Annotated in this window: 10 protein-coding genes; 1 reads left to right on the top strand and 9 read right to left on the bottom strand. The window is 65.9% G+C overall.

Annotation, left to right across the window (positions count from 1 at the left end; translation table 11 throughout):
* Positions 1-395 precede the first annotated feature (395 nt).
* Genes glgB through AC5RUF_RS12955 form a run of 3 tightly spaced genes read right to left on the bottom strand, consistent with a single transcriptional unit; the run spans position 396 to position 7,941 of the window.
* Positions 396-4,124, bottom strand: a complete 3,729-nt coding sequence (gene glgB / locus AC5RUF_RS12965) for a 1,4-alpha-glucan branching protein GlgB (RefSeq protein ID WP_494130843.1) — start codon at positions 4,122-4,124, stop codon at positions 396-398.
* Entirely contained in the window at positions 4,121-5,890 is a 1,770-nt protein-coding gene (treS, locus tag AC5RUF_RS12960) for a maltose alpha-D-glucosyltransferase (protein ID WP_493996218.1), read from the bottom strand. The genes glgB and treS overlap by 4 nt, the downstream gene beginning before the upstream one ends.
* Positions 5,890-7,941, bottom strand: a complete 2,052-nt coding sequence (locus AC5RUF_RS12955; protein WP_493996217.1) for an alpha-1,4-glucan--maltose-1-phosphate maltosyltransferase — start codon at positions 7,939-7,941, stop codon at positions 5,890-5,892. Before AC5RUF_RS12955 ends, treS begins: the two co-directional genes overlap by 1 nt.
* A 171-nt stretch (positions 7,942-8,112) precedes the next feature.
* Here AC5RUF_RS12955 and glgP point away from each other — a divergent pair, with 171 nt between their 5' ends.
* The gene (gene glgP / locus AC5RUF_RS12950; RefSeq protein WP_493996216.1) at positions 8,113-10,740 is read left to right on the top strand and encodes an alpha-glucan family phosphorylase; all 2,628 of its coding nucleotides are present in this window, start codon (positions 8,113-8,115) and stop codon (positions 10,738-10,740) included.
* A gap of 216 nt (positions 10,741-10,956) precedes the next feature.
* On the opposite strand, the gene glgX is transcribed toward glgP, so the two are convergent.
* The 6 genes from glgX to AC5RUF_RS12920 form a co-directional block, all read right to left on the bottom strand.
* Positions 10,957-13,083: a glycogen debranching protein GlgX gene (gene glgX, locus AC5RUF_RS12945; RefSeq protein ID WP_493996215.1), complete on the bottom strand. Its 2,127-nt coding sequence runs from the start codon at positions 13,081-13,083 to the stop codon at positions 10,957-10,959.
* 33 nt (positions 13,084-13,116) lie between these two features.
* Positions 13,117-14,106: a 23S rRNA (guanosine(2251)-2'-O)-methyltransferase RlmB gene (rlmB, locus tag AC5RUF_RS12940; RefSeq protein WP_493996214.1), complete on the bottom strand. Its 990-nt coding sequence runs from the start codon at positions 14,104-14,106 to the stop codon at positions 13,117-13,119.
* An 81-nt stretch (positions 14,107-14,187) separates the two neighbouring features.
* Positions 14,188-15,639, bottom strand: coding sequence for a cysteine--tRNA ligase (gene cysS, locus AC5RUF_RS12935; protein WP_494130842.1), 1,452 nt, complete (start codon positions 15,637-15,639; stop codon positions 14,188-14,190).
* Between the two features lie 52 nt (positions 15,640-15,691).
* Positions 15,692-16,180: a 2-C-methyl-D-erythritol 2,4-cyclodiphosphate synthase gene (ispF, locus tag AC5RUF_RS12930; protein ID WP_494130841.1), complete on the bottom strand. Its 489-nt coding sequence runs from the start codon at positions 16,178-16,180 to the stop codon at positions 15,692-15,694.
* Position 16,181: 1 nt separating this feature from the next.
* A complete protein-coding gene (gene ispD, locus AC5RUF_RS12925; protein ID WP_494130840.1) occupies positions 16,182-16,940 on the bottom strand; it encodes a 2-C-methyl-D-erythritol 4-phosphate cytidylyltransferase in 759 nt (252 codons plus the stop codon).
* A gap of 88 nt (positions 16,941-17,028) precedes the next feature.
* On the bottom strand, positions 17,029-17,511 hold the full coding sequence (locus tag AC5RUF_RS12920; RefSeq protein WP_227913326.1) for a CarD family transcriptional regulator: 483 nt from the start codon (positions 17,509-17,511) through the stop codon (positions 17,029-17,031).
* Positions 17,512-17,681: the final 170 nt, after the last annotated feature.

Here is a 17,681-nt window from a genome sequence, read left to right as displayed (position 1 = left end):
TGACCAACCCACGGGGTGGGCGGCACGGTCGATTCAACCAATCAAAATAATTGGTATCAATAAACTTGGCACACTATTGAGTTCTCAAACAACAGACTGCTTCCGGCACCGGCAGGGCGATCCACGAGGATCAAGCTCTGCGTCGCTCCGGAGCAACTTTTCTATCTTAGCCTCGCTGACCGGTGAGTGTCAAACCGGCCGTTTGTCCATCCGGCGGGCCGGTGGGAAGGCATGCTTCCCGGGACTTCAACCTGCTTGAACCCTCGTTCAACGCGGGTATTAAGACTAGCACGGATTCGGCGGGGTGGTGTCCCCGTACGGACACCTATGGAGCCGGGGCGGATCCGTGGGGCGGGTGGTCCGTACCGGCGGTACGGACCACCCGCCCCACTCAGCTACTTCTTGGGCACCAGATAGAGCACGCCAAGCGGCGGAACGGTGAGGGTGGCCGAAGAGGGCTGTCCGTTGCATGCGCCCTCAACCGCGTGCACCACTCCCATGTTGCCTACCCCGGAGCCGCCGAATTCCGCAGCATCGGTGTTCAATGCCTCCACCCACTCCCCGGCCCAGGGCATGCCCAGCCGGAAGTCCTGATGCGGGGCACCGGCAAAGTTGGCGATGCACACCAGCGGGTTGCCTTGGTGGTCCCACCGGATGAAGGACAGCACGTTGTGGGCGCCGTCGTTTTCATTGATCCACTGGAAGCCGGCGGGCTCGTTGTCACGGTCCGACAGTGCCGGTGTTTCGCGGTAGATCTCGTTGAGCTGCTTCACCATCAGCTGGACGCCCTTATGCTGCGGCGTGTCCGTCAGGTACCAGTCCAGGCCGTACTGCTCGGACCATTCAGCTTCCTGGCCGAATTCGGTGCCCATAAAGATCAACTGCTTGCCGGGGTGCGCCCATTGGAAGGCGAGGTACGCACGCAGGTTGGCCAGCTGCTGCCACCGGTCGCCGGGCATTTTGCGCAGCAGCGATCCCTTTCCGTGGACCACCTCGTCATGGCTGATCGGCAGCAGGAAGTTCTCCGTGTAGGCGTAAACCAGTGAGAAGGTGAGCTTCGCATGGTGGTAGACCCGGTTGATGGGGTCCTCGGCCATGTACTGGAGCGTGTCGTGCATCCAGCCCATGTTCCATTTCAGGCCGAACCCGAGTCCGCCCGTGCTGGTCGGGCGAGTAACCCCCGGGAACGCGGTGGATTCCTCGGCGATCATCACGATCCCGGGCACCCGCTTGTAAGCGGTGGCATTGACCTCTTGGAGGAAGGAGATTGCCTCCAGGTTTTCGCGACCCCCGAATTCATTAGGCCGCCACTGGTCCGCGGGGCGGGAGTAGTCCAGGTACAGCATGGACGCCACGGCATCCACGCGTAGGCCGTCAATGTGGAACTCTTCCAGCCAGTACAACGCGTTGGCCACTAGGAAGTTGCGCACTTCGCGCCGGCCGTAGTCGAAGATCAGGGTGCCCCAGTCGGGGTGTTCCCCGCGCCACGGATCGCCGTGCTCGTACAGGGTCTGGCCGTCGAACTTTGCCAGCGCCCACTCGTCCTTGGGGAAGTGCGCCGGGACCCAGTCCAGGATGACCCCGATGCCGGCCTGGTGGAGCCGGTCCACGAGGTACCGGAATTCGTCCGGATGGCCAAACCGCGCCGTGGGGGCAAAGTAGGACGTGACCTGGTATCCCCAGGACCCGCCGAACGGGTGCTCGGCAACGGGCATGAATTCCACATGCGTGAAGCCCTGCCACGCCACGTACTCGGCCAGCTGGTCGGCCATCTCGCGGTAGTCGAGGCCAAGGCGCCACGACCCCAGATGCACTTCGTAGACACTCATCGGCGAATTGTGCGGATCCCGGGCGGCCCGGGCCTCCATCCATTCCGCGTCCTGGAAAGTGTAGGTGGACTCCACCACGCGCGAGCCGGTCAGCGGCGGCACTTCGGTGCCCTTGGCCATGGGGTCGGCCTTTTCCCGCCAGACGCCGTCGCTGCCCAGGATTTCGTACTTGTAGCGTGCACCCGGTTCGACGCCGGGCAGGAACAGTTCCCAGACCCCGGATCCGCCGAGGGAACGCATGGCGTTGATCGTGCCGTTCCAGGCGTTGAAGTCGCCCTTGACCCGCACGGCCCGGGCGTTGGGGGCCCACACCGCGAAGCTGACGCCATGGATGTCGCCGAGCACCGAGTTGTAGTGGTGCAGGTTGGCACCGAGCACGGTCCAGAGGTTCTCGTGCCGGCCCTCGCCGATCAGGTGCAGGTCAACGTCGCCCAGTGAAGGCAGGAAACGGTAAGGGTCATCAAAGAGCTGTGGCTCACCGCCGTCGTACGTCACTTCCACCCGGTAGTCCGGTACTGCGCCCGGAGTTTCCGCCGGGAGCGTGCCCACCCAGATCCCGTTGTACTCGTGCTTCAGCGGAACCCGGTGCTCCGGGGTTACCGCGGTTACTTCACGGGCCAACGGGCGCAGGGTACGGATGGTGACGGTGCCGTCGTCGGCCAGGTGCGCACCCAGGATGGCGTGCGGCTGGTAGTAGCGACCTTCCGAAACAGCCTGCAGCACATCTTCGGATACCTGGATCGGTTCGGCTGCGGCCGAGCCGCCGGTGGGGGCGGGCGCTTCGGGCTCCGCCCTTACGGAGGTGGACCGCGGCTTGCGTGGCTTGTTCACTGTGCTCTCTTCCTGGCTTTCGTCTGCTCGCCGTGCGTTGTCTGCCTGGGCCAGGATCTGGCGGGCGGCCGCGGCCGGCACGCTGATCCAGCGCGGACGGTTTCGAATCTCGTACACAACTTCGTACAGCGCCTTGTCCAGCCACAGGGCCAGGAACAGGGGGTCGCTGCGGTTGATCGCGGTGCCGGTTTCCTTCTCGTAACCGCGGAGGAAGGCATCGGCAGCGGACGCTGCCCAACGGTAGGCCGCTTCATTGCGCTGCTCGGCCGATTCGGCCGACTCGCCGTCCCCGGCTCCGTCGATCAGCGCGACGCCGGCCGCGTAGTCGATGGAGCGCAGCATGCCCACCACATCGCGCAGCGGGGCATCGGGAACACTGCGTTCTGCGGCCGGCCGCAACGGCTCGCCTTCAAAGTCAAGGATGATCCAGCCCCGGTCGGGAACCCGCAGCACCTGACCCAGGTGGTAGTCGGCATGGATGCGTTGCAGGTTGGGCAGGGCCTGAAGGTCATTGACCTGCTTCAGCAGGTACTCCACGGCGGGGCCGAAGTCGCCTACCGTTTCACCTGCTTCCGCCCATTCCCAGCGGATCCGCTCCGTCAGCGATGCCAGGAACTCCCCGCGCTCCGCGGCCGTGGGCGGCCTGCTTCCGAACGCGAGGGCCAGCTGCTGGTGGATGCGTCCGGTGGCGGCGCCGAGTTCTTCGGCCTCGGCGGTAAAGTCGCGGTTGGCCAGGGCGGCCGACGACGCCGTCCGCCAGGCGTCCTCGCTCCCGGGGAAGAACTCACGCAGCACGGACAGGTGCCCGGTCAGCAGCGTCTCCCCGGAAACATCGGAAAGGTCCTTCCACGTACCCGTCACCCAGCCGTAAGTGGCGGGGACATCCACGGAGCCAACCTCGGTCAGGCGGGCACTTACTTCAACGTCGGGGCTGACACCGGCAGCAACCACCCGGTAGAACTTCACAATCAAGGGCGCTTCCGGTGCCTGCACAATCACGGAGGTGTTGGATTGTTCCCCCTTGAGCACCTTGGTGGGCAACGGCTCCCCGAACGGTTCCCAGTTTTCGAAGCCCGCCAGCGCCGACCCGTGCGTGCGGCCGTCCAGGGAGGAGGCCTGCGACCGCATCAGCTCCAGCCAGGACGTCACGAACACCGGGTCGGCGGTGGCGTCATACAACCACCGTTCCCCCAGCTCCTCGTGGTGGGCCCGGCCCAGCAGGGCCCCCTCCAGCTCCGGGGCAGGCGCGGGCCGGCAGCTCACCGGGACGCTGATCACGTCCCGGCGGTCTCCGGAAACGACGGCGATCAGGTGCACTTCCATGCCCACCTCGCCGGCCGGATCCTCGAGCCGGATGCCGCCGACCCTTTCCAGCAGCACATCCCGTCCCTTGGCCGGGAACCATCGCTGGCCGGGCAGCCAGGAAGTCAGGAGTTCGGGCAGGGACGGGGTCAGCTGGGTCATTTCCGTGTGGCCTCCGAGATGGGAATCAGTGGAATAGCTTCGGTCTGCGGCGAAGACATGTCCGATTTCACCGACCGCAGGCGCAGCCAGAAGAAGTCATGGCTGCCCAGCGTCAGGGTCAGGCCGCCGTCCTCCCCGATGGTGGGGAACAGCGTTCCGCCGAATGCGTCCCGCAGGCCGCGGTTGGCGAATTCGGGAAGCTTCATGGATGCGGAAATGGGGTGCTGGGAAAGGTTAAAGATGCACAGCATGGTCTCCCCCACTTCCCCTTCCGGGTTGTTGTCGGGGAGTTCACGCACAAAGGCCAGGGCGGCCTCGGCGTCGGTGGGCACGTTGCGGTAGGAACCCAGGCCGAAGGCCGGGTGTGAACGGCGGACCATGATCATCTGCCGGATCCAGTGCAGCAGCGAGCTGGAGCTGGCCAGCTGCGCCTCCACATTGACGTGGTTGTAGTGGTAGACCAGCGACTGCACCACGGGCAGGTACAGCTTGCCCGGATCGGCTGTGGAGAACCCGGCGTTGCGGTCCGGGTTCCACTGCATGGGCGTGCGAGAGGAGTCGCGGTCCTCCAGCCAGATGTTGTCACCCATCCCCAGTTCGTCCCCGTAATACAGGAACGGGCTGCCCGGCAGGGCAAGCAGCATGGCGTGGATGAGCTCGATTTCGGAGCGCGAGTTGTCCAGCAGCGGCGCCAGCCGGCGTCGGATGCCGATATTGGCGCGCATCCGTGAGTCGGGGGCATACCAGCCGAGCATCGCCTGGCGCTCTTCGTTGGTGACCATCTCCAGGGTCAGCTCGTCATGGTTGCGCAGGAACGTTCCCCACTGCGCGCCCGGCGGGATGTCCGGGGTTTCCTCCATGGTCTGGATGATGGGTGCGGCTTTCTGGTCCCGCAGCGCGTAGAACAGGCGCGGCATGATCGGGAAGTGGAAGCACATGTGGCATTCGTCGCCGGTTTCGTCGCCGAAGTACTCCACCACCTCGTGCGGCATCTGGTTGGCTTCGGCAATGATCACCCGGCCCGGGTAGTTCTCGTCGACCATGGTGCGCAGGTCCTTGAGGAACCGGTGCGTCGCGGGCAGGTTTTCGCAGTTCGTCCCGTCTTCTTCGAACAGGTACGGGATGGCGTCGGCCCGGAAGCCGTCAATGCCCTGGTCCAGCCAGAAGCGGACGACGTCGAAGATCGCCTCCACCACCTTGGGGTTTTCGAAGTTCAGGTCCGGCTGGTGGCTGAAGAACCGGTGCCAGAAGAACTGCCGGCGAACCGGGTCAAAGGTCCAGTTCGATTCCTCGGTGTCCACGAAGATGATCCGGGCATCTTCATACTTCTCGTCGGTGTCCGACCAGACGTAGAAGTCGCCGTAGGGTCCGTCGGGATCATTGCGGGACTCCTCGAACCAGGGGTGCTTGTCCGAGGTGTGGTTCAGCGGCAGGTCGATGATCACGCGCAGGCCGCGGGCATGCGCTTCGGCCACCAGCCGCTTGAAGTCGCTGATCGTGCCGAATTCGTCGAGCACGTCGTAGTAGTCGGAAATGTCGTAGCCGCCGTCGCGCAGGGGCGACTTGAAGAACGGCGGCAGCCACAGGCAGTCGATGCCCAGCCACTGCAGGTAGTCCAGTTTCTCGATCAGGCCGCCGAAATCGCCTGATCCATCCCCGTTTGCGTCCGCGAAACCGCGGACGAGTACCTCATAAAAAACGGCTTTGCGGTACCAATGCGGATCATTGGTCAGGCCGGGTGCGTGCAGTTGAAACGGGTTGGGCACTAGGAGTTCCTCCGAACTGACAGGATGTGCGCGGGTTCAAAATGGGCGTCAAGCCGGACGTAATTGTGGGCTCCCCACCGCCAGCTCTGGCCGCTGATCAGGTCATCGACCCAGAAGGTTCCGTCTTCATTGAAATCCTGCGGATTCAGGTGAAGGGCGTCGAGGTCGAGGCTGACCGTGGATTCACGGGCGCTGTGGGGGTCCACGTTCACCACGATGATTAGGGTGTCGCTGCTGGCCGGATCCGTGGGACTGACCTGCTTGTGCTTGGAGAAGACCACGGTTGCCTCGTCGGTGCTGGAATGGACCGTAAGGTTCTCCAGCTCGCCGAGGGCCGGGTGGGTGCGCCGGATCTCGTTGAGCCGGGTGATGTAGGGAGCAAGGCTGCGCCCCTCGGCCTCGGCTGCGGCGAAGTCGCGCTGCTTGTACTCGAACTTCTCGTTGTCGATGTATTCCTCTGCACCGGGCCGGGCCACGTGCTCAAAGAGCTCGTAACCGGCATAGACACCCCACAGCGGACTTCCGGTGGAGGCCAGCACTGCCCGGATCTTGAAGGCCCCGGGACCGCCGTACTGCAGGAACTCGGTGAGGATGTCCGGCGTGTTGACAAAGAAGTTGGGCCGGAAGAAGGCGGCCGAGTCGTGGGAGACCTCGGTGAAGTAGTCCTCGATCTCCTTGCGGGTGTTGCGCCAGGTGAAGTAGCTGTAGGACTGCTGGAAGCCGGCCTTCGCCAGGGCATGCATCATGGGCGGCCGGGTAAAGGCCTCGGCCAGGAAAATCACGTCGGGATATTCCTCATTAACCGTGGCGATCAGCCATTCCCAGAACCTCAGCGGTTTGGTGTGCGGGTTGTCCACCCGGAAAATCCGGACACCGTGGCTGATCCACAGGCGCACAATCCTCAGGACCTCCTGCGAGAGTCCCTCGTAATCGTTGTCGAAGTTCAGCGGATAAATATCCTGGTACTTCTTCGGCGGGTTCTCGGCATAGGCAATGGAACCGTCCACGCGTGTGGTGAACCATTCCGGGTTGCTCTGCACCCAGGGATGGTCCGGCGAGGCCTGCAGGGCCAGGTCAAGGGCCACTTCCAGTCCCAACTGCCGGGCCGAATCCACAAAGGCATCAAAATCCTCGAAGGTGCCCAGGTCAGGGTGGATGGCGTCGTGCCCGCCCTCGGGGCCGCCGATGGCCCATGGCGAGCCGGGATCCTGCGGTCCGGCCACGAGGGTGTTGTTCGGTCCCTTGCGGTGGCTGGTGCCGATCGGGTGGATCGGGGGCAGATAGATCACGTCGAACTTCATGTCCGCCACGCGCTGCAGGCTTTGGGCTGCAGTACGGAAGGTTCCGGAGGTCCATTCGCGGGTGGATGGGTCAAAGACCGCCCCTTCGGAGCGCGGGAAGAACTCGTACCAGGCACCGCGTCCGGCCAGCTGGCGTTCCACCAGGACGGGGAAACGGTCCGAACTGGTCACCAGGTCGCGGATGGGATCCGCTTCCAGTACCGCGGTGACGGCATCGGTGCCGGCAGCAGCGAGGCGTTCCTCCACCGGAAGCCCGGTATCTGCGAGCGCGTCGGCTGCAGCGGCCAGCACGTCAGCGTCCTTGCCGGTGCGTGCCGCCGCGGCCGCGGCCAGCAGTTGATGGCCTTCGGTCAGCATCAGTTCGACGTCGACGCCGGCGGCGATCTTCACCTCGGCGTTGTGGTGCCAGGTGGCATACAGGTCGGCCCAGCCCTCGACGGCGAAACTCCAGCGTCCGGTGCCCTCGGGGCGCAGCATGCCTTCCCACCGGTCCAGCCCCAGGCCTACCGGGTGCATCCGGTGGCGCTGGACGACGTTGCCCTCGGGGTCATAAAGCACGGCGCTGGCACCCACCAGGTCGTGGCCTTCGCGGAACACGGTGGCACCGATTACCAGGTCCTCGCCGGGAATGGCCTTGGCCGGAAAGCGGCCGTACTCAACCACGGGGGACACATTGGTGATCGGAATCCGGCCGAACCGGAGGTCCTTGGGCGGAAGGTCTTCTGGTGTCAATGCGCTGGATGTGGTCACAGACTAGACGTTAGCGAGAATTTGAGCAGAATGCTAAGGCAACGTACTTTTTCCAAGTATCGCCGCAGGTGGGGCGGGGTTCGGCCGCCTTTTCAAGGCGGGTACGCATTTCCCCCGCATTTGTCCGTCATTTCGGTTTCCGCCCGCGTTAAGTGCGCTACCGTAGCCCGGGTGAAGGCTATCCGCAGATTTACTGTCCGCACTGTCCTCCCGCCCAGCATTGAACCCCTGGGCCGACTTGCCTGGAACCTGCGCTGGTCCTGGCACCAGCCCACCCTCCGGCTGTTCGAGAGCATCGACCCCGAGGCGTGGCGAACCAGCGGCGGCGATCCCGTGAAGCTGCTGGGAACCGTGAGCCGCGACAAACTGGAACGGATCGCACAGGACGATCATCTTGTCTCGGTGATCCAGGACCTCGGCAAGGACCTGGACAAATACCTCAACGAACCCCGCTGGTACCAGGGCCTGGGTGAGGACGCCCCGCAGTCCATTGCCTACTTCTCCCCCGAATACGGCATCAGCGCAGTCCTCCCGCAGTACTCCGGGGGGCTGGGTATCCTTGCCGGCGACCATCTGAAGGCAGCCTCGGACCTGGGCGTTCCCCTGGTAGCCGTCGGGCTGCTGTACAAGGCCGGCTACTTCAAGCAGGCGCTCTCCCGCGACGGCTGGCAGTTGGAAACCTATCCGGTGCTGGACCCCAACGGGCTGCCGCTGACGCTGCTCCGGGAAGAGGACGACACCCCGGCGAAAATCACCCTCCCGCTGCCGGACAACCGCCAGCTCTCGGCGCAGATCTGGCGTGCCGACGTCGGACGCGTCCCGCTGCTGCTGCTGGACTCCGACGTGATCGGGAATGACGATGCTGCCCGCGGCATCACCGACCGGCTCTACGGCGGCGGCGGGGACCACCGGCTGCAGCAGGAACTGCTGCTGGGCATGGGCGGTGCCAAGGCGCTGCGTGTCTACCAGCGGCTGACCGGGGCGCCCGAGGCGGAGGTCTTCCACAGCAACGAGGGCCACGCCGGATTCCAAGGCGTGGAACGGATCCGTGAACTCATGGACCGGGGCATGACCTGGGAGGAGGCACTGACCGTTGCGCGTGCTTCCACCGTCTTCACCACGCACACACCGGTCCCCGCCGGCATCGACCGGTTTGAGCAGCAGCAGATCCGGCACTTCTTCAACGCCGGACTGGCCCAGTCCGTACCTACGGACAAGATCCTGGCCCTGGGCGCCGAAAACTACGACGGCGGCGATCCGGAAAAGTTCAACATGGCCGTGATGGGCCTGCGCCTGGCCCAGCGTGCCAACGGCGTGGCGAAGCTGCACGGCGAAGTGTCGCGGGAAATGTTCGCCGGCCTGTGGCCCGGCTTCGACGCCACCGAGGTGCCGATCACCTCAGTCACCAACGGCGTCCATGTGCCCAGCTGGGTGGATCCGGAGGTGACCGCACTGGCCAGTGAGAAGTTCGGCGTCGCCACGGTCCATGACCGTGACTGGGGCCGGGCTTACGAAATTGACGACAAGGACCTGTGGGACCTGCGGCGGAAGCTGCGCAGCAACCTGGTGCAGGACGTCCGGCGCCGGGTGAAGAATGCCTGGCGCAAGCGGGATGCCTCGGACGCCGAGCTGGCCTGGACCGACCACGTCCTGGACCCGGATGTGCTGACCATCGGCTTTGCCCGGCGCGTGCCCACGTACAAGCGCCTGACCCTGATGCTGCGTGACCCCGACCGGCTCAAGGCACTGCTCCTGCATCCCACCCGGCCCATCCAGGTGGTGGTGGCAGGGAAATCACACCCGGCGGATGAGCAGGGAAAGAAGATGATCCAGGACCTGGTCCGGTTCACGGACGACCCGGCCGTACGGCACCGGATTGTGTTCCTGCCCAACTACGACATTGCCATGGCCCGGACGCTGTTCCCCGGCTGCGACGTCTGGCTGAACAATCCGCTGCGGCCGTTGGAAGCCTCCGGCACTTCCGGCATGAAGTCCGCCATCAACGGCGGCCTGAACCTCTCCATCCTTGACGGCTGGTGGGATGAAATGTACGACGGCAACAACGGCTGGGCCATTCCGTCCGCCAACCCGAGCAAGGGCACCCGCACCCGGGAGGTCTACAGCCCGGACCAGCGCGACGACCTCGAGGCCGCGGCCCTGTATGACCTGCTGGAGAACTCGGTGACACCCCTGTTCTACGGCACCGAGCCGCCCGCCGATGCCGGCGCGGCCGGCCCCAGCGAGCCGCCGGCGGGGTCACTGCCCCACGAGTGGCTGGAAATGGTCAAGCACACCCTTGCCGATCTGGGGCCCAATGTTTCCGCCTCACGCATGCTCAAGGACTACGTGAACCGCCTGTACCGGCCGGCCAGCTCGTCCGGCCGGGCCATGACGGCGGACGGGTATGCCGCAGCCAAGGACCTGGCCCTGTGGATCTCCCGCGTGCGGGACGGCTGGTCCACTGTGCAGGTGGAGCATGTGGATTCGGTGGGCGTCAGCGAAAACCCGCAGATCGGCGACAGCCTCACCGTGCTGGCCTACATTTCCCTCGGATCCCTGCGTCCCCAGGATGTAAGCGTGGAGGCGGCGTACGGCGTGGTCACGGAAACCGACCGCATCAGCAACCACCGTCTGCTGGAGCTGACACCGGAGGAGGATCTGGGCTCGGGACGGCACCTGTTCAAGGGAACCATCCGGATTGAGCAGGCCGGACCGTTCGGCTACACCGTCCGCGTGCTCCCGACGCACTCCGGGCTGGCGTCCAAGGCCGAGCTGGGGCTCGTGGCGAACGCGGGCTGATCTTTTCCCTTCTGCTGCTCCGCTGGTACGGGCGTTCCCGCGCCGGGCGTTCCCGAACGGCGGCAACGAAAATCCTGCTCGCAGAACTCGCAGGATTATTAAAGCCGCCTAACCCGGAACGTCCGGTGCTCCGTATCCTGCCCGGTACAGTGGGCGGGCATGTCCTCACGGCGGTCCTGTCGGCTCCGGCGGGAAGGTGGTCGGGATTGGGTGGGGCTAGGCGCGGAAAAGAGTGACCGAATTGGCCGGAATTGTGCCGGTCTCGCCCGCTGCATGGGTTGAACCGCTGCGTGTGCCGGAGGCCGTGGAAAATACCAGTTCGTAGCCGGGAGCGGAGGCTGGGGCCGGTTCATTCGAGCCGTCATGCCGCTGTTCCCGGGCGTCACGGATGTCCTGCGCTCCCGGCAGCCGGACCACGACGTCGGACAGGCCGCCGTTCAGGACGATCAGCCCGTTCATCGACCCGTCGCCCGAGCCGATGAGGACCTGCACCAGCCTGCTGCGCGGATCGCTCCATTGTTCCGGCGTCATGGGCTTTCCGTCCTGGTCGAACCAGAGCAGGAAGGACCGGCGCGGATCGGCCGGGAAGCGGTACGGCTGGCCGGCCAGGTACTCACGCCGCAGCCGCAACAGGGTGCGGGTGGCGGAAAGCATCCGGCGGCCGGCGTCGTCCAGGTCCCAGTGCACCCAGGAGATTTCGTTGTCCTGGCAGTAGGCGTTGTTGTTGCCGCGCTGGGTGCGCCCCGTTTCATCCCCCGCCGTCAGCATGGGGACGCCCAGCGACATAGTCAGCGTGGCCATGAGGTTCCGGGAGGTCAGCTCACGGGCGGCGTTGATCCGCTCGTCATCCGTGGGACCCTCGAGGCCGTGGTTGTAGCTGCGGTTCTCACCGGTGCCATCCCGGTTTTCCTCGCCGTTGTCCTCGTTGTGTTTGCGCTCGAACATGGTCAGGTCGGCCAGGGTGAAACCGTCATGGGCCGTGATGAAGTTGATCGAGGCCAGTGACGTGCGGCCCGAACCGGCAAACAGGTCCGCCGACCCGGCCAGCGCCGAAGCGATCCGGCCCAGTGAGCCGCCTTCCCCGCCGGCGGCGATCGCCGCCTGGTCACGGAGCCAGAAGTCCCGGGCGGTGTCGCGGAAGTGGTCATTCCAGTCGGCCCAGCCCTGAGGGAAGCGGCCGGTCTGCCAGCCGTCAGGTCCCACGTCCCAGGGTTCCGAGATGAGCTTGACGTCCTGCAGGACGGCGTCCGCTGCCGCCGCCACCAGGAAGGGGTGACCGGGCGTGAACCGGCCCTCGGCGTCGCGGCAGAGTGTGGGCGCCAGATCGAACCGGAAGCCGTCCACCTGGTATTCCTGGACCCAGTAGCGCAGCGAGTCCAGGGCCAGCTGGACCACACGCGGTTCACTGAAGTCCAAGGTGTTGCCGCACCCGGTGGTGTCCCAGTAGCCGCCGTCGGGTCCGTGCCGGTAATAGGTGTCATCGCCCAGTCCGCGCCAGCTCAGCGCCGGCCGTTCCGCCCTGCCCTCGGCCGTATGGTTGTAGACCACATCCAGCAGGACCTCGATGCCGGCTTCGTGCAGGGCCTTGACCATCCCCTTGACCTCGTCCTGCACCGCCTTGGCCCCGGCGTCGCGGGAAGCCTTGGTGGCATAGCCGGCGTGTGGAGCGAAAAAGCCCAGGGTGTTGTAGCCCCAGTAGTTGGTGAGGCCGAGTTCCTGCAGATGGATCTCGTCGGCGTGGAAATGCACCGGCAGCAGTTCCACCGCGGTGATGCCCAGGTCCTGGAGGTACCGGATCATCACCGGATGCCCCATCCCCGCGTACGTGCCGCGGAGTTCCTCGGGGATCCCGGGATGCAGCATGGTCTGGCCCCGGACGTGGGCCTCATAGATGACGGTGTCCCGCCAGGGCGTGTGCGGCCTGCGGGAGTTGCCCCAGTCGAAGCCGCCGCCGGTGTACACGGAGAAATAGAGAGTGTCCGGTCCGGGGCTTTCCTCTATGCCCCGGCCGTAGGGGTCCAGCAGCAGTTGGAACCGTCCCGGCTCTGCGGGGAGCTCGCGTCCCCGCGGCCAGAAGCCGTACCGGCTGCCATGCCGCAGCCCGAATACCCGGCCGTGGTGGATGCCCAGGACGGTGTCCGACAGCGGCGCCGCCGTCCAGAGCCCGGGGGCGGCCTCGTAATAAACGTCGACGGCGGACAGGCCGGGCGCGTAAACGGACACGTTGACGGCACCGGGCACCTCAGGCACACCGGGAACGGTGTGCCTGAGGCCGAGGGGAAAGGGCCGCGAGTCCCGCTTCGACCCGCTGCCTGCGGTGGTACCGGTAATCACGTGTGCCATGCTGCCCTTCGCTGCCAGCGGCCCCGGCCGGGATTAGGAGGAGCGCTGCCGGGAAATCTCGTACAGGGTGATGCCTACGGCCATCGACGCGTTCAGCGATTCCATGGCCGAATCGATCGGGATGGAGACAATCTGGTCGCAGTTCTCGCGCACCAGGCGGGACAGTCCCTTGCCTTCGGATCCAACCACAATGCAGATGGGTTCCTTGGCCAGCACGATCGACGGCAGTGAAACATCGCCGTCGCCGTCCAGTCCCAGGACAAAGATGCCCATCTTCTTGAACGTCTTCAGCGTGTTGTTAAGGTTTCCGGCCCGGGCAACCGGAACCCGCACGGCGGCGCCGGCGCTGGTCTTCCAGGCGGAGGCAGTCACGCCCACGGCACGCCGTTCGGGCACGATGACGCCGTGTGCGCTGAAGGCCGACGCGGACCGGATGATGGCGCCCAGATTGCGCGGATCGGTGATGCCGTCCAAAGCCACGAAGAGCGGGGCGTTGCGGATGTGCCCCTTCTTCCAGGCCTCGATGGTTTCGGAGGCGAGGTCGGTGGGATCGGCGTATTCGTACGGCGGGATCTGCAGGACGAGGCCCTGGTGCACGGCCTCGTTGGTCATGCGGTCCAGCTCGGGCTTGTGCGTTTCCATCACCGGCAGGCCGCGCTCGGCGGCCATCTTCAGCGACTCGCGGACCCGGTCATCCATGTCAATGCGCACGGCAACATGCAGGGCCTTCGCCGGAATCCCGGCGCGCAGGGCCTCCACCACGGAGTTACGGCCGGTGACAACCTCTTCGGCCACCTTGCCGCGGACGTTGGTGCCGCTGCGGCCGCCGGCCCGGGCATCGCCGCGCTTGGCGGCAGAGCGTTCCGCCAGCTGCTTGTTCTTGAACGCCTTGTGGTACGGGCGGTCTTCAGCCTTGGGTGTGGGGCCCTTGCCCTCGAGTGCCTTGCGGCCGAGCCCGCCGGTACCGCCGCTGGGGCCCTTCTTGGCTTTGCGCATTGCGCCGGGACGTCCATTGTTGGCCATCGGTTACACCTTTACTAGAAGAAAGCATTCCCTTCCAGTTTACGCAGTCCGCGGCCGGGTTGGCGGACACTGTCCCGCCGGCTAGGCAAAGCTCCATGATGCGCCGTCCGCGGTGTCCTCCACGGTGATGCCGACGGCGGCCAGCGAATCACGGATCGCGTCCGCCCGCGCCCAGTCCTTCTCGGCCCGCGCCTGGCGGCGTTCAGCCAGCCGGGCCTGCACCAGGGCATCCAGCGCAGCATCGGCCGGTCCGGCCGCGGCGGCGGGGTCCGCAGCGTCATCCAGTCCCAGGACGGAGGTCATGGACAGGACGGCGTGCAGCGCGTCCCGCACCCGGTCCGTGTCCCCCTCCGCAAGGGCGGTATTGCCCGCCCGGACGGTTTCGTGCAGCACTGCCAGCGCCTGCGGTACGTTCAGGTCATCATCCATGGCGTCGGCGAAACCCGACGGCATGGAGCGGTGGGTATCCAAGACAAATCCGTGGTCCCCGGTCCCGTAGACCTTGGCGCGGGCCTTGCCGATGAACGTATCGATACGCTCCACGGCCGACGCGGCTTCCTGCAGGGAGGTGGGCCGGTAATCCAGTACGGACCGGTAGTGGGCCTGGCCGAGGTAGTAGCGGACCACCCGGGGGCTGGCCTGCTGGAGCATTTCGGACGGGCTGATGGTATTTCCGATGGACTTGGACATCTTCTCGCCTTCGAAGGTGACCATGCCGTTGTGCATCCAGAAATTCGCGAAACCGTGGCCGGCTGCCTGTGACTGCGCCATCTCGTTTTCGTGGTGCGGGAACCGCAGGTCCAGCCCGCCGCCGTGGATGTCGAACTCGGTGCCGAGGTACTTGGTGACCATCGCGGAGCATTCCAGGTGCCAGCCGGGCCGGCCGCGGCCCCACGGACTGTCCCAGGCGGCCGTGTCCGGCTCGCCCTCCTTATGGCCCTTCCACAGCGCGAAGTCCCGCGGATCGCGCTTGCCGCGCGGGCCGGCGTCGGGCGCTGCCTGCATGTCATCAATGTTCTGCCGCGTCAGGGAGCCGTATTTCTGCCAGGAACGGACGTCGAAGTACACGTCGCCGGAGTCATCCAGCGCCGGATAGGCATGGCCGCGCTCGATCAGCGTGGCGATCAGGGCGTGCATTTCCGGGATGTGGCCGGTGGCACGGGGTTCGTAGGTGGGCCGCTGCACGCCGAGGGTGTCATAGGCCCGGGCGAACTCCTGTTCGAAGCGGTAGGCCAGCGCCCACCACGGTTCGTCCGGGACGACGCCGGGGGCGGGGTCCGCGCCGACGGAATCGGCGGCCTTGGCCAGGATCTTGTCGTCAATATCCGTCACATTGCGCACCACGGTGACGGCCAGGCCGCGGTGGCGAAGCCAGCGGGTGAGCTGGTCGAAGGCGATGGCGGAACGGATGTGCCCTACGTGCGGCAGTCCCTGCACGGTGGCACCGCAGTAGTAGAGGCTGGCCTTTCCCTCCACCAGGGGAACGAAGTCCCGGACCTGCGCTGTTGCCGTGTCATAGAATCTCAAGCTCACTGCTCTAGGCTAGCCGAAACCGCACGGCCCTTATCAGCGGGACGGCACGCGGTCAGTTCCCGGCGACGGCGACGACGGCGGTGGCCACGGCCGCGATTCCCTCCCCGCGCCCGGTGAAGCCCAGTCCGTCGGTGGTGGTGGCGGACACGCTCACCGGTGCACCTGCCGCCTCGCTGAGCACCGCTTCGGCTTCGGCCCGGCGGGGGCTGAACTTGGGCCGGTTGCCGATCAGCTGGACGGCGACATTGCCGATCTCGAAACCGGCCGCCCGCACAATCCGCGCGGCCTCGCGCAGCAGCACCGTTCCCGCGGCGCCGGCGTACTCGGGCCGGTCGGTGCCGAAGTGGGTGCCCAGGTCCCCCAGCCCGGCGGCGGAGAAGAGCGCGTCCGCGGCGGCGTGGGCCACCGGATCGCCGTCGGAATGGCCGGCCAGTCCGCGTTCCCCGTCCCAAAGCAGCCCCGCCACCCAGAGGGGGTGCGGCGCGTCCTCGGGGGCGAAGGCATGGACGTCCACGCCGATTCCGGTGCGGGGCAGGGGCATTCTATTTCTCCTGGCTGGGCAGTCCGCCGGCAAGGAGCGCTTCCGCGAGCACCAGGTCCAGCGGGGTGGTGATTTTCAGGGACAGTTGGGATCCTTCGACCACGTAGACCTCGGAGCCGAGGGACTCCACAAGCATCGCGTCGTCGGTGACGGCCGCGGCGGTGGAAGCGTCAAAGTCCAGGGCGGCCCGGTGGGCGCGGCGCAGCAGGGCGGCATCGAAGCCCTGCGGTGTCTGGACGGCGCGCAGCTTCGAGCGGTCCGGGGTGCCGGTGACCCGGCGCATGCCGTTTTCGTCCGGCGCCACCGGTGCGGTGTCCTTGACGGTGTCCACCACGGGCACCGCGGGAATGACTGCCTGTGCCCCGGCGGCCAACGCGTCCGCCACCCGGTGGAAGACATCCGGCGGCGTCAGCGCGCGGGCGGCGTCATGGACCAGCACAATGTCCAGGTCGAGGGGCAGCGCGGCCAGCGCCGCACGTACGGAATCGGCCCGGGTGGCCCCGCCGTCGACCGTCCGGACCATGGAGGCGAATTCGGGCGCAGCGCATAGTCCGCGCATCAGGGTGTCTCCGGCCGGCACGGCAACGGCGACGGCGGCGTCGGGGACGGCGGCCCGCACTGCCCGCAGGGTATGGACGAGCATGGGTTCGCCGGCAAGGGGAACCTGGGCCTTGGGCATGCCGTAGCCAAGGCGCTGGCCGGATCCTCCGGCGACAACAACGACGCCGGCACGCGGGGACGGGAAAGAAAGGAGGGGCACGGTTCCAGCCTAATGCCCGCCGTCTGTGCCCTTAAACAACAATTGCCGGCCCCGAAGGACCGGCAATCGCAGGAAAATGAATCGGCAGCTAGCTCGCGAGAACCTCGTCGAGCACAACTGCCGCCTGGTCTTCATCCGTTTTTTCAGCAAGTGCCAGTTCCGAAATCAGGATCTGGCGTGCCTTGGCGAGCATTCGCTTCTCGCCTGCGGACAGCCCGCGGTCATGGTCACGGCGCCAAAGGTCGCGGACAACTTCCGCCACCTTGACGACATCACCTGACGCAAGCTTTTCCAAGTTTGCCTTGTATCGGCGCGACCAGTTAGTGGGCTCTTCAGTGAGCTCAGCCCGCAGGACGTCAAAGACGTGCTCCAGGCCTTCCTTGCCCACTACATCGCGCACCCCAACGAGGTCGACGTTTTCAGCCGGTACTTCAATGGTCAGATCACCCTGGGCCACCTTGAGCTTGAGATACATTTTCTCTTCGCCCTTGATGGTTCGCATCTTGATCTCTTCGATCTTCGCTGCACCGTGGTGAGGGTAAACAACTGTTTCGCCAACCTCAAAAACCATGTGGTCTTTCCCCTTTCCCGGCCCTCAGTTTACCAGAGATGCGACACGCCGAGTAGAGTTTTCGCAGGTCAGGTACCTCATGGGGGTTCCGGTAGGTAGTATTCCGCCTCGAACGCGTAGCTGAACACTCCGTCATGGGCCGCCCGGACCGGCCCCAAAATCCAGTTTTC

It is taken from the genome of Arthrobacter sp. Y3224198 (assembly GCF_059090025.1).
The sequence above is the reverse complement of the archived record's forward strand: the minus strand, read 5'-3'. Positions and strand labels throughout refer to the sequence as shown.

What these genes read in the sequence shown, in the direction of transcription:
- glgX (WP_493996215.1), bottom strand. Translation starts at nt 13,083, where the DNA reads ATGGCACACGTGATTACCGGTACCACCGCAGGCAGCGGGTCGAAGCGG.
- AC5RUF_RS12920 (WP_227913326.1), bottom strand. Translation starts at nt 17,511, where the DNA reads ATGGTTTTTGAGGTTGGCGAAACAGTTGTTTACCCTCACCACGGTGCA.
- ispF (WP_494130841.1), bottom strand. Translation starts at nt 16,180, where the DNA reads ATGCCCCTGCCCCGCACCGGAATCGGCGTGGACGTCCATGCCTTCGCC.
- glgB (WP_494130843.1), bottom strand. Translation starts at nt 4,124, where the DNA reads ATGACCCAGCTGACCCCGTCCCTGCCCGAACTCCTGACTTCCTGGCTG.
- rlmB (WP_493996214.1), bottom strand. Translation starts at nt 14,106, where the DNA reads ATGGCCAACAATGGACGTCCCGGCGCAATGCGCAAAGCCAAGAAGGGC.